The 12,935-nt window shown below is 72.4% G+C and carries 9 protein-coding genes; 3 read left to right on the forward strand and 6 right to left on the reverse strand.

What is annotated here, in order from left to right; genetic code table 11:
- The coding region (locus tag LQ326_RS43690; RefSeq protein ID WP_234544650.1) for a DEAD/DEAH box helicase at nucleotides 1-2,179 on the forward strand (2,179 nt) is incomplete at its 5' end.
- Nucleotides 2,180-2,530: 351 nt separating this feature from the next.
- Here LQ326_RS43690 and LQ326_RS43695 read toward each other — a convergent pair.
- From LQ326_RS43695 to LQ326_RS43705, 3 genes are all read right to left on the reverse strand, one after another.
- Complete coding sequence (locus LQ326_RS43695) at nucleotides 2,531-3,634, reverse strand: DNA alkylation repair protein (RefSeq protein ID WP_234544651.1); 1,104 nt, start codon at nucleotides 3,632-3,634, stop codon at nucleotides 2,531-2,533.
- A 19-nt stretch (nucleotides 3,635-3,653) separates the two neighbouring features.
- Entirely contained in the window at nucleotides 3,654-3,959 is a 306-nt protein-coding gene (locus tag LQ326_RS43700) for a hypothetical protein (RefSeq protein WP_234544652.1), read from the reverse strand.
- Nucleotides 3,960-4,122: 163 nt separating this feature from the next.
- Complete coding sequence (locus LQ326_RS43705) at nucleotides 4,123-5,019, reverse strand: helix-turn-helix transcriptional regulator (protein WP_308402158.1); 897 nt, start codon at nucleotides 5,017-5,019, stop codon at nucleotides 4,123-4,125.
- A gap of 278 nt (nucleotides 5,020-5,297) precedes the next feature.
- Between LQ326_RS43705 and LQ326_RS43710 the strand changes: the two genes are divergently transcribed.
- Nucleotides 5,298-6,029 carry an SDR family oxidoreductase gene (locus LQ326_RS43710; RefSeq protein WP_234544683.1) on the forward strand — a complete coding sequence of 244 codons (732 nt, stop codon included), beginning with the start codon at nucleotides 5,298-5,300 and terminating at the stop codon, nucleotides 6,027-6,029.
- Nucleotides 6,030-6,126: 97 nt separating this feature from the next.
- Here the strand turns inward: LQ326_RS43710 and LQ326_RS43715 are convergent, their stop codons facing one another.
- From LQ326_RS43715 to LQ326_RS43725, 3 genes are all read right to left on the reverse strand, one after another.
- Nucleotides 6,127-7,272: an acetamidase/formamidase family protein gene (locus LQ326_RS43715; RefSeq protein WP_234544653.1), complete on the reverse strand. Its 1,146-nt coding sequence runs from the start codon at nucleotides 7,270-7,272 to the stop codon at nucleotides 6,127-6,129.
- 432 nt (nucleotides 7,273-7,704) lie between these two features.
- Nucleotides 7,705-9,963, reverse strand: a complete 2,259-nt coding sequence (locus tag LQ326_RS43720; RefSeq protein WP_234544654.1) for a cytochrome P450/oxidoreductase — start codon at nucleotides 9,961-9,963, stop codon at nucleotides 7,705-7,707.
- Between the two features lie 186 nt (nucleotides 9,964-10,149).
- Nucleotides 10,150-11,232, reverse strand: a complete 1,083-nt coding sequence (locus tag LQ326_RS43725; protein WP_234544655.1) for an NAD(P)-dependent alcohol dehydrogenase — start codon at nucleotides 11,230-11,232, stop codon at nucleotides 10,150-10,152.
- Between the two features lie 248 nt (nucleotides 11,233-11,480).
- Between LQ326_RS43725 and LQ326_RS43730 the strand changes: the two genes are divergently transcribed.
- The gene (locus LQ326_RS43730; protein WP_234544656.1) at nucleotides 11,481-12,929 is read left to right on the forward strand and encodes an aldehyde dehydrogenase family protein; all 1,449 of its coding nucleotides are present in this window, start codon (nucleotides 11,481-11,483) and stop codon (nucleotides 12,927-12,929) included.
- Nucleotides 12,930-12,935 lie beyond the last annotated feature (6 nt).

A 12,935-nucleotide genomic window follows, 5' to 3' on the forward strand; every position in this document is an offset into this window, starting at 1 on the left:
GGCAGGGCAAGACCAAGGTGACGAAGGCGTCGACGTACTCGACCGGCTCGACCCCGTCGTCCTGCACCACATCGTCAACACCCTCGGCTGGCCCGACCTGCGGCCCCTGCAGCGCGCGGCGATCACGCCGCTGCTGGAAGGACAGGACGCCGTACTGCTGGCCCCGACGGCAGGGGGCAAGACCGAGGCGGCCTGCTTCCCCTTGCTGTCGGCGATGACCGAGCAGAAGTGGACCGGCCCGTCCGTGCTGTACCTGTGCCCGCTCAAGGCGCTCCTCAACAACCTGGTCGGCCGGGTCGACGCGTACGCCCAGTGGCTGGGGCGGCGGGCCGCGCTCTGGCACGGGGACACCAAGGAATCGCAACGGCAGCGCATCCGGGCCGAGGCGCCGGACATCCTGCTGACCACGCCCGAGTCGCTGGAAGCGATGCTGATCGGCGTAAAGACCGATCACGCCCGCCTGTTGGGAAGCGTGCGGGCCGTCGTCGTCGACGAAGTGCACGCGTTCGCGGGAGACGATCGAGGATGGCATCTGCTCGCTGTGCTCGAACGGCTGGAGCGGGTCACCGGACGGCCCATCCAGCGCATCGGACTCTCGGCAACCGTCGGCAACCCCGCCGAGTTGCTGCACTGGCTGCAAGGCGCCGGTGCCGACAGCCGCCCCGGTCAGGTCGTCGCCCCTGGAGTGCACCTGCCGGCCACCGACGGCAGCGAACATGCCGACAAGGGGGGCGCCGAACCATCTCGCAAGCCGGCGGGCGAAGTGGAACTCGACTACGTCGGCTCCCTGGACAACGCGGCCAAACTCATCGCGGCGCTGTACAGGGGAGAGAAGCGACTCGTCTTCTGCGACTCGCGCCGCCAGGTCGAGGAGTTGGGTGCCGCGCTCCGGGCGCGCGACGTGACCGTCTTCCTCTCCCACGCCTCCCTCTCCGTCGACGAACGCACCCGCTCCGAGCAGGCATTCGCCGAGGCACGCGACTGCGTCATCGTTTCCACGTCCACCCTCGAACTCGGCATCGATGTCGGTGACCTGGACCGCGTCATCCAGATCGACTCACCGGCCACCGTCGCCTCGTTCCTGCAGCGCATCGGACGCACCGGTCGGCGCGCGGGTACGGTACGCAACTGCCTGTTCCTCACCACACGGAAGGACACGTTGCTGCAGGCGGCGGGTCTGCTGCTGTTGTGGTCGCGAGGCTGGGTGGAACCCGTCGTCCCGCCGCCCGAGCCACGTCACCTGGTGGCCCAGCAACTGCTCGCCGTCACCCTGCAACAGCACAAGCTCGGCGACCAGTTGTGGGACCAGGAATGGAACGGGCTCGCCCCCTTCGACAGGTCGGCCGCGCCGATCCTGCGCTTCCTTGCAGAGGAGGGCTTCCTCGACGCTGACGGCGGAATGCTGTTCGTGGGCCCCGAGGCAGAACGCCGTTTCGGCAAGCGGCACTTCATCGAGCTCACCGCGTCCTTCACCGCGCCACCTCAGTTCACTGTCCTGTCCGGACGCACGGAGATCGGTCGCACCGACCCGAGTGTGCTCACGGAGGAGCGTCCCGGCCCACGGCGCCTGCTGCTCGGCGGACGCAGTTGGCAGGTCACCTACATCGACTGGCTGCGCAAACGCGTCTTCGTCGAGCCCGCCGACAGCGGGGGAATCGCCAAGTGGATGAACGGGGGCGTCGCGGGACTCTCCTACGCGTTGACACGCGCCATGCGCGAGGTACTGCTGGGCGCGGACCCGCCGGTCTCACTCACCCGGCGGGCGGAAGCCTGCCTGCTGGAGCAGCGTGAGACCGACGCGCCTGACACCGTCCACCCGGGTGGGACGCTCGTGACGCGTTTCGGCAGCGACGTGCGCTGGTGGACTTGGGCCGGCTACCGGGCGAACGCCACGCTCGCCGCCACCTTGCAGTCGGTGACCGATCCGCTGCAGCGGCCCACCGACAGCTGGCTGCGCCTGCGGGAGAACCTCACCCCGGCCGAATGGCGCACGGCCCGCGAGAACGTCGGCGAGCACCTCGTCCTGCCCGACGTGGACCATCGCGCCGTACGCGGCCTCAAGTTCTCCGCCGCCCTCCCGGAGCGTCTCGCCGTCGCCACAGTTGCGGCCCGCCTGGCCGACTTCGAGAGCGCCCGCTTGGTGCTCGGCGAGCCGACGCGCTTTCAGTACGACGGCTGAATCGGCAAAGTCGCCAAGCCGGTTTCCGTCCGGGAATTTGGGCGGGACGTCCAGAGACAGCGGACTGCTGCGCGGACGCCGTCCAGTAGGTGCGTGATGTCCGCGTGGACATCACGACGCAGGCGAAGCGGTGGCAGGAAAGCAGGGTGCGCAGGCAGTCGATCTTCCGGTGAAGGCGGGGGGTGTCCCGCGGTCCGCGACTCGTGGGCGGCGCACCAGGACCGGCGGCACCCCGTGCGGCTCCCCTGCCCGCTGTGCTGTCACCGGCTGCCGTCGCCCGGGCCGCCGCGGGCTGGAGGCCGCCCCGCCCGGCACCCGTGACGTGACAGCCGTGCAGGCCGGAAAACCCCCTCACGGGGAATGGAGTTGGAACTCCGCACGGGCCGACGGCACGCCGTTGATCTGCAGGGCGATGGCGTGCGGGCCCGGGTGGTAGCGGCGGGTGGTGAGGGGGCGGAAGGAGTGTTCCCGGGTCACCGCGATCGTCTCGTCCGGGGCGAGGGTGCGGGTCGTGAGCTTGAACGTCCTCGCGCTCTGCGAGCCGTTGGCCCGGTGGTGGTGGACCACGTAGTCGATCGCCAGCCGGGCGTCCTCGGCTCCGGTGTTGCGGATGGTCGCGGTGAAGCGGACGCTGCCGCCGATCGGCACCTGGGTGCGGTCGAGCACCGGTCCGTCGATCTCGAGTGCCGCCGGGGTGAAGCCGAGCAGTTCGAGCGCGCCGGGGTGGCCGCGTTTGACGAGCGTGCGCAGTCCGTGGCGCACGACCCGTCCCGTCGTCGGGGCGGGGTCGTCCAGCCAGCGCCGGGCGGTGGCCACGGCGAGGCCGGCGTGGTCGCGGCTGAGGTCGTTGAGGTGGTTGGCGACGGATCGCCGGACGTATTCGCTCCCGTCGCGGTGGAGGGCGTCGAGGACGGGCACGGTCGCGCCCGGGCGGGCGATGAGCTCCGGCACCCGGACCGACCAGGGCAGGTAGGGGCGGGTGCCCTCCGAGGCGAGCCGGCGCACATCGGCGTCGGGCGACGCCGTCCATCCGGTGATGATCCCGAGCGCCCGGTCCAGGTCGTGCCGCAACAGGAAACGCAGGGCGAACTCGGAGGTCAGCCGTCCGGTGAGGTCGGCCAGAAGCGCCATCGCGTCGTCGAAGGCGGCGTCGCCGCCCTCGGCCACGGCCTTCGTGGCGACGGCACTCGTGACCGGCCAGATGAGCCACCCGCCGAACTCCGGTACGCCGTCCCTGGCGGCCCGCACCACGCGGGCCAGCTCGGCGTAGTCCCCCGGTACGTCCGCGAGGAGGGCGTCGCGCAGCAGGTCGGCCCGTTCGCGCAGCGCGAGCGCGTCGAGCCGTGGTGCGGCCGCCCGCAGCGCGGCGGGTTCCACACCGGGCAGCACGGTGCGGACGGCCTGGGTCAGCAGCCGCGCGGTGTGGCCGTTGACGAGTTCGTCGGCGAAGGGCATGGCCGTCTCTTCCCGTCGGTCACGGCTCGACGTGCTGGAGCACGGTCGTGAACTGCCAGTCCACGGTGGTGTGGTCGATCGCCTCGTGCACGGGCGAGCCGCCCATCTCGCCGGTGATCCCGGCGGCGCCCGAGCGGGCGTGCGCGATGCTGTCGTAGGCGACGATGTCGAGGATCGTGCCGTCGTCGCGCACGACGATCCGGCGCCACCGGAAGCCGGGCCGCCCCTTGAGGTAGTCGTTGATGTCCGCGTTCGCCGCGACGAAGTCCTCCGGTGTGAGGCCGGGCGCGGGGCGGAGGCTGGTCACTTCCAGGATCTCGGGCATGGTGGGGTGTTCCTTTCGATGGTGGGTGCGGGCCGTTCCCTCGCGGGTGTCGTCCGCCTGCTTGTCTCTGTGGCCTGCCGTGGGGACCGGCGGCGTCTGCGGGGGTGCGCGACCTGGGTGTACGACGGCCGGAAGGGGGTGTGGGGTGGTGGGGCCGGGTACGTCAGGCCCGTCCCGCCGCCGAGGCCAGGTACGTCAGGGCCTCCTCGCTGCGGCTGCCGGGCTCGGGGGTGCCGACGAGCAGTTGCTGGCCGGGAGCGTCGACCACGTCGAAGGTCTGGTAGGTCAGCTCGATGCGGCCCGCTTCGGGGTGGACGAACACCTTGAACGCCCGGGTGAGGCCGGCGACGTCCCGGTCGGCCCACAGCACCCTGAAGTCCGGTGCGCTCTGGCGGAGTTCGGCGACGAGGTCGGTGATGTTCGGGTCGTCCGGGAATCGTCCCGCGTTCAGGCGGAGCGCGTAGACGGTGCTGCGCCGCAGCAGCTCCCATTCGGCGAAGACGGTCTTGGCCAGGGGGTGGGTGAACAGGATGCGCGGCATGTTCCGCTCGGTGCCGAACGGTGAGAGCAGCGCGTCGGCGACCGCGTTGGCCGCGAGCACGTCGAAGGCCGGGCCGAGCACGTACGCCGCCGCCCGGGGGAAGGCCTCCAGCAGGCCCAGCAGTGCGGGGTGCACGAGGTCCCGGGCGCTGTCCGGGCCCAGCCGGGGATTCAGTCCCGCCAGCCGGAACAGGTGCTCGCGCGCCTCCGGTGCCAGGCGCAGCGCGTGCCCGAGGGCGCCGAGCACCTGTGCGGACGGATTGCGTTCGCGCCCCTGTTCGAGGCGGGCGTAGTAGTCGGCGCTGACCCCGGCGAGCACCGCCACCTCCTCGCGGCGCAGCCCGCGGACGCGTCGCCCGGAGACACCGCCGGCCAGCCCGGCGTCGGCCGGCTCCACACGCGAGCGGCTCGCGCGGAGGAACTCACCGAGTTCGTTGTCGCGTGCGCTCATGCCGTCGATGCTAGCCGCGTCCGCCCCTCCCGCGATCCGGCCGTTCGGGACCGTCAGCAGCGTGCTCACGGGCGGCCTCCCGCGCGCGCCCGCACCCGGACCCGGATCCCGTGCTCGTCGCTCATGACAGCCGCCTCTCCGCGGTGCTCCGCGGAACTCGTCCGAGTTCCGGCCGGTGCCCCGCACCGGCACCTTCACCTTCCGGCTGCGCCCGGCGCCGAAGAAGGGCGTGGCTGCCTGGGTGCCACACACCCAGGCAGCCGCGTCCTTCCCCGGTCCGGCCCGGTGCGTTGAAGTCGAAGGCACGGCGGTCGTCGCCGGACATAGTTGAAGGAGAGAGCGTGAGTATGTCGGCAGAATCGAAGACCGTCCTGATCACCGGCGCCAGCAGCGGCATCGGTGAGGCCACCGCCCGCCGCCTGGCCGGACTCGGTCACCGCGTGCTTCTCGGCGCCCGCCGGACCGGCCGCCTGGCCGCCCTCGCCGCGGAACTGCGGGCGGCCGGCGCCGCGGTCGCTTTCCGCGAGCTGGACGTCACGAGCCTCGACTCCGTGCACGCCTTCGCCGCCGCGGGTCTGGAGGAGTACGGCCGTGTCGACGTCCTGGTCAACAACGCCGGGGTGATGCCGTTGTCACCGATCGAGGACCTGCGCATCGCCGAGTGGGAGCAGATGATCGACGTCAACCTGCGCGGTGTGCTCTACGGGATCGCCGCCGTGCTGCCCCAGATGCGGCGGCAGGCGGGCGGTCACATCGTCAACGTGTCATCCGTGTCGGGACACCGCGTGGACCCGACCGCCGCCGTCTACAGCGCCACCAAGTTCGCCGTGGCGGCCGTGTCGGAGGGACTGCGGCAGGAGAGCCGGGACATCCGGGTCACCGTCGTCAGCCCCGGATTCACGCAGAGCGAGCTGACCGACCGCGGCGGCTCGCCGCAGGCCCAGGGCGCGGCCCGCGCGGCGGCCGAGCAACTGGCGATCCCCGCGTCGGCCATCGCTGACGCGATCGCCTTCGCCATCGACCAGCCGGCGAACGTCGACGTCAACGAACTGATCGTGCGCCCCACCGCGCAGGGCTGACGCCGAGGCCGTCCCGGAGCCGGAGCGCCGCCGCGGCGGATCTGCCCCGGGTGTCCGACCGGGCAGGGTCGGCGCCGCCGGCCGTGGCGGACGCCGTTCAGCTCGGGCGGGTGACTTCGATGAAGTCGGACTTGCGGATCTTGCCGTGGATGCCTTTCACGCTGTCGACGACCTGCGAGACCGCGAAGTCGCCCGCGGCGCTGAGGTAGGCCATGGCCAGGTGGCGGTCGATGCCGTAGTCGGTGACGAGGAGGTCCAGGGCGCAGCGGACGCAGTCGCGCATCGCCTCGTCCAGGTCCTCGTCCAGGCCGATCGGGATGAGGAGGTCGTCGGTCTCGGCGAACGGGGTGACGCGACCGTGGCCGGGACGCAGGGCGGCGCCCCCGGGGATCACCTCCACTCTCACCGTGGCGCGCAGCGACGCCTCGAACGCGGTGAGGGCGATCTCGCCGTCGCCCTGGGCGAAGTGCGGGTCGCCGAAGTAGACCAGCGCGTCGTCCACCTGGACCGGGAGGTACAGGGTCGCGCCCTCGCCGAGCAGGGCCACGTCGATGTTGCCTCCGTGTCGGCCCGGCGGTACCGAGTGGGGCCGCTCGTCGCCGGGTACGGCCACGCCCATCACGCCGAGGAACGGGCGCAGCGGGAAGCGCAGCGCGCCGCGGGCGGGGTCCGAGGAGTCCACCGCCATGCGGCCCCACGCGCCGGCTCCGTCCGCGTGCGCGGTGGCGAAGGTCATCTGCGGGCCGGGCAGCGACGGCATCTCGCCCGGGAGCGCGCCGAAGCCGTGCCGGGCCGACACCAGGCCGTACGGCACCCGGGGCGTCAGGCCGAGGACGGTCACCGCGAGCAGGTCGCCGGGGCGGGCGCCGGTCACGGCGACCGGGCCGGTGACGAGGTGCGGGCCGTCGTCGTCGAAGTCGTGGGCCGTATCGGAGTCCGCCGTCTGCTGGGCGTCGTCGAGGACATGGGCGCCGGCGACGCCGTAGCGGGCGAAGAACGCGCGCGGATCACGGCCCTGGTCCTCCAGGACTCCCTCGTGGCTGAGCGTGTCCACGGTCAGGACGGAGCCCGGCCGGACCGCGGCGACCGGCGCGTCCGCCTCGCACGGGAGGCGGCCCCACAGGGTGTTGCCGGGCGTGGCCGGCACGTAGGTCGCCGACGGGATCGGTCCGTGGCCGGGCTGGAGGACCGGGAAGCCGGTCGCGGCGATGTCGAGGAGGAGGGGGGAGTCGGTCGCTGTCATGGCCCGGCCTTTCGTGGAAGGGATGGGCCGACGCTATGAACGTCCCGTTGCGGAGGCGTTTCGGGTGCGGGTCCGCACCGTAACCGTGTTCCGTAATGCGATATGGCGTCTCGCGAGGAGGCTGACGGCTCGACGGGCCGTGGATGCGGACAGCACTTGGCGCGGTCCGGCGGTGGGCGGTGTGCCCATGGGGTGTGCCCATTGCCGGACCGCGCCGAGGCCGGTCGGGGGTTCAGAAGTCAGAAGTCAGAGGCCGGAGGCGGAGGTTCAGAGGTCAGAGGTCAGAGGCCAGAGGCCCGCAGGCCAGAGGTCGGAGACCCGCAAGTCAGAGGCCAGAGGCGGAGGTTCAGAGGTCAAAAGGCCAAAGGCCAAAGACCGGAGACCGGAGACCGGAGACCGGAGGTCAGAGGCCGGAGGCCAGAGGTGGGCGAGTCAGAGGTCGAGGACGAGTCTGTCGCCCTGGCAGCGGCCGACGCAGATCATCATCGTGCGCCCGGCTTCGCGTTCGTCTTCGTCGAGGACGGAGTCCCGGTGCTCGGGGGTGCCGGCGAGGACCCGGGTCTCGCAGGCGCCGCAGTAGCCCTTCTCGCAGTCGTAGGACAGGCCGCTGACGGCGTCGCGCACCACCTCGATGAGACGGCGGTCGGCCGGGACGGTGAGCGTGCGGCCCGTCCGGGCGAGCCGGACCTCGAAGGGGCGGTTCTCCGCCGCGTCGAACGCCGTCTCCAGGTCGTCGCCCGCCGTGAAGCGCTCCAGGTGCAGCCGTTCGGTCAGGCCGGGGCCGATGCGGGCGCACTCCCGCTCGATCGCCGCCAGCATCGGGGCGGGGCCGCAGGCGTAGACCGCCGTGTCCTCGGCCAGGCCGCCCAGCAGGCGGGGGAGGTCCGGCAGGCCGGACTCGTCCTGGGGGAGGAGGGTGAGCGCATCGCCGGCCACGGCGGCGAGATCGTCGGCGAACGCCATCGTCGCGCGCGTACGACCCCCGTATACGACGGAGAACGGCGTGCCGCGTCCGGCGGCCTCGCGGACCATCGCCAGGATCGGGGTGACCCCGATGCCGCCCGCGACGAAGAGGTACGACGGCGCGTCCACGAGGGGGAAGTGGTTGCGTGGTCCGCGCACCGCGAACGTGGCTCCGGGGCGGGCCAGTTCGTGGAGTTCGGCGGAACCGCCCCGGCCCGCGGGCTCGTGCAGGACGCCGATGCGCCAGGTCGCGGCGTCGGCGGGGTCGCCGCACAGCGAGTACTGGCGCAGCCGGCCCGAGGGCAGCCGCAGTTCGATGTGCGCGCCGGGCCGCCAGGCGGGGAGGCCGCCCCCGTCGGGCAGCGCCAGGTCGACGGCGACGACGCCCTCGGACGCCGCGCGCACCGACGTCACCCGCAACGGGGTGGGCGTGGTCAGCGCGCGGACCCGGCCCGTCGTCCCGCTCGCCCGGGGGCCGGGGGTGAAGACCGCCGGGACCGCGTCCCAGCCGGACTGGTTGCCGCGCGTCGGGTAGGGCACGAGCCCTTCCTCGATCACCCGGTAGTCGGGCAGCCGGGTCAGGACCTGCGTCATCATCGCGCGGAACATGGCGCGGGCGAGGTGGGCACCCGCGCAGCGGTGCGAGCCGATGCCGAAGCTGAGGTGCCGGCTGGCGTCGCGGTCCAGCCGTACCTGCCCGGGGCCGGGGAAGACGGCAGGGTCGTGGTTCGCGGCGACCCACGGGATCAGCACCCGGTCGCCCGCGCGCATCGGGCAGCCGCCGACCTCGGTGTCCCGGGTGACCGTGCGCGCCATCGACTGCGACGGGGCGAACGCGCGCAGGAATTCCTCGGTCGCGCCCTCCAGCAGGTCGGGGGAGTCGATCAGACGCTGCCGCTGCTCGGGGTGGCGGGCCAGATGGACGAGGGTCGATCCGGTCAGGGAGGTGGTGGTGTCGACGCCGCCCGCGATGAGCAGGCCGATCACCGACACCAGCTCGTCCTCGCCGAACTCGCCGCCGTCGGCCCTGCGTCCGGCCACCACCGCGCTGACCGCGTCGTTCCGGGGCGTGCTGCGGCGGTCGGCGATCAGTTCGCGGATGCGCTGGTCCATGTAGGCCAGTCCGGCGGCCCCGCGGGCGGCGCGCTCGCTGCCCGCCGGGGCGGCGAAGATGTCGTGGACCGGACCGGCCAGCCTGGCCCAGTCCTCCTCGGGGAAACCGAGCCAGTCCAGGGTGACCGCCGCCGGCAGCGGGTTGGTGAGGTCGCGGACGAGGTCGCACGAGCCGTGCTCGACGAACTCGTCCACCACGCGGGCGGCGTGGCGCTCGATCATCGGGACCAGGCGCTCGATCGCCTCGGGGGTCAGCAGCGGGTTGATCAGTTTCCGGTACTCGGTCGCGCGCGGCGGGTCGAGTTCGATCGGGTACTGCTCCAGCCCGGGGCCCTTGGGAATGACGATGCCGACGCCCTCGCCGCCGTGCTCGCTGCGGGCCGAGGAGAACGTCGCGTCGTCACGGGCGATACGGGCCACGTCGGCGTACCGCGTCGTGTAGTGGAAGCCGCCGTGGGCGGCCGAGCGGCCCACCGGGCAGCTCTCGCGGAAACGCGCGTAGTAGGAGACCGGGTCTGCGTTGGCCTCGTCGGAGTGGTGGTCGAACCGGGCGGGCTCGTCGGAAGGGGTGTGCTGGTCGACGAAGCCGGAGCCGAAGTCGATGTCGGCGGACATGGTGGGCACGCTCCACGTGCTCGAACCTCTGCGCGGTGTTGTCCGGCCGCGCCACCGGATGTCTGCTGCCTCATCGGCGGTGCGGTCACCTTAAGGTGTCCCCGCGCGTGTGACAACGCCTCTTCGCCGGGGTACAGCCGAGGTACAGCCCAGGCAACAGCCGAGGTACCGCGGGCCGGCGCCCGGTCAGAAGGTCAGTACGGCCTTGCCGACCGTGCCGGACCGGACGGCCGCGACGGCCTCGTTGATCTGCTCGAACGGGAAGTACGTGATCATCTTCTCGACGGGGAACCGGCCCTGGGCGTTCAGGGCGAGCAGCCTCGGCAGGAACACCTGCGGCAGGCTGGACCCGGCGATGATGCCGGTGACGGAACGCCCGTTGAGGATGCTGCGCCACTCGAAGCTCATCGACTCGCTGGGGCCGATGCCGATGACCCCGGCACGGCCCAGCGGGCCGAGGGCTTCCACGGCGGTGCGCAGGACGTCCTCGCGCCCGGTGGTGTCGATGACGAAGTCGAACCCCTCCGGTACCAGGGCGGCCAGCTGCTCGGCGGCTCCCTGAGCCGAGGAGTCCACGGTGTGAGTGGCGCCGAAGCCGCGCGCCGCCGCCAGCTTGGCCGGGTTCACGTCCACGGCGACGACGACGTCGCAGCCGCTCAGCGCGGCGGCGATGACCGCGGAGACGCCGACCGCACCCGCCCCGAAGACCGCGATCGACGAACCGGGGCGCGGCTGCAGAACGTTGAGCACGCCGCCGGCGCCGGTCTGGAAGCCGCAGCCGAAGGGGCCGGCCCGCAGCAGGTCCAGCGACGGGTCGATCCGGACCACCGCCCGCTCCGGTGCGACGACATGGCTCGCGAACGACGACTGGCCCAGGAAGTGGGCGTTGACCTCGCGTCCCTCGTGGGTCACCGCGGTGGAGCCGTCGGGCCGGCGGCCGGAGAAGTTCACCGCGTCGAAACCGCGGCAGTAGGCGGGCGAACCCGTGCGGCACAGCGCGCACGTGCCGCACGACGTGAAGGACATGGCGACGTGGTCGCCCGGCCGTACCGAGGTGACATGCGCCCCGACCCTCTCGACGACGCCCGACCCCTCGTGCCCGAGCAGCGCGGGCGTGCCGAAGAAGGAGGCGAACTCGAGGTCGGTACCGCAGATGCCGACGGCGGCGACGCGGACGAGCACCTCGTCGGGACGGGGTTCCTCCAGGTCCACCTCGGTCAGGACGAACGGCTGGCCGGCTTGCTCCAGCAGAGCGGCGGTGGCGCGCACAAGGCCTCCTCAGTTACTCGCGCTGTGGTGCGATGACTCGCGCCGTCGGCGCCGTCTCGCTTGTATCGCTGCGTCTTGCTCGGTCGTGTCCGCTACGTCGTGTCGCAACGTCTTGCTCGGCCGTCTCGCTACGTCGTGTCGCCACGTCCTGCCCGCGTCGCGTCGCGACGTCTCGGTACGCCTCAAGGCGACTCGTAATGCGAGATCGCATATTGACATGCGCGATATGACGGGTCAAGGTTCCCCCTATGGCGGCTGTTGACTTCCCTTCTTCCCAGCACTTCATCGACGGCGAGTGGGTCGCGGCCCGCGACGGCGGCACGCTGGACGTCCTCGATCCGGCGACCCAGCAGGTGATCACCCGGACGGCCCAGGCGGGCGGTGCCGACGTCGAAGACGCGGTGGCCGCCGCGCGGCGTGCCTTCCCCGCCTGGGCGGCGACCAGCCCCAGCGAACGCGGGGCCCTGCTCCGGCGCTGGGCCGACCTGGTCATCGCCGAGGTCGAGGCCCTCGCGGCCGTGGAGGCCCAGGACGTGGGCAAGCCCCTGTCCGCGGGCCGCATGAACATCTACATCGCCCACGGCATCATCGACTACTTCGCCGGCGCGGCCGACAAGCTCACCGGAGTGACGCTGCCGACCCGCAGCCCCGACTACCTCGGCTACACGGTCCCCGAGCCGTACGGCGTGTGCGCCGTCGTCCTCCCGTGGAACGTGCCCGCCGTGCTCACCGCGGCGAACGTCGCACCGGCGCTCGCCGCGGGCAACACGGTCGTCCTCAAGCCGTCCGAGATCGCGCCGCTGGCGCCGTTCGCCCTCGCCGAACTCGCCCGCCGCGCCGGTCTCCCGCCGGGCGTGCTCAACGTCGTCACCGGTCTCGGGCCCGAAGCGGGGGTCGCGCTCACCTCGCACCCCGACGTCGACCACATCAGCTTCGTCGGCTCCACCGCCACCGGACGGGCGATCATGGCGGCCGCCGCGCGGAACCTCGTCCCGGTGAAACTGGAACTCGGCGGCAAGTCGCCGAACGTGCTCTTCGCCGACGCCGACCTCGACACCGCGATCCCGGCGATCGTCGCCTCGATCACCGAGAACGCGGGCCAGAACTGCTACGCCGGTTCCCGGCTGCTCGTCGAGGCGTCGGTGCACGACGAGGTCGTGGAACGGGTCGCCGCCGCCATGGCCGCGGTCAGAACCGGGCCCTGGGAGGCCGACCTGGACATGGGGCCGCTGGTCAGCGGCGCGCAGTTCGACCGCGTCAGCGGCTTCCTCGCGGACACGCCGCGGGAGGGGGCGAGGCTGGTCACCGGCGGCGCGCCCACCGGGGAGGGGTGGTTCGTCCGGCCGACCGTATACGACCGGGTGGACGCGGGCATGCGCGTCGCCCGCGAGGAGGTCTTCGGCCCCGTCCTCGCGGTACAGGCCTTCCGCGACGCCGCCGAGGCGACCGAGCTGATGAACGCGACCGACTTCGGCCTGCTGGCCTGCATCTGGACCAACGACATCTCCCGGGCCCTGCGGCTGGCGAAGGACGTCCGCTCCGGGCAGGTCGCGGTCAACCAGTTCCACGACGCCGGAGTGATCGGCTTCCCCTTCAACATGCAGAAGGACAGCGGCTTCAGCCGGGGCGGTGGGTACGCCGCGCTGCGCGAGTACACCCAGGAGAAGGGTGTGGCCGTCCGGCTGCTGGACCGCTGAGAGCGA

Source organism: Streptomyces shenzhenensis, from assembly GCF_021462265.1.
Lineage (GTDB): Bacteria > Actinomycetota > Actinomycetes > Streptomycetales > Streptomycetaceae > Streptomyces > Streptomyces shenzhenensis.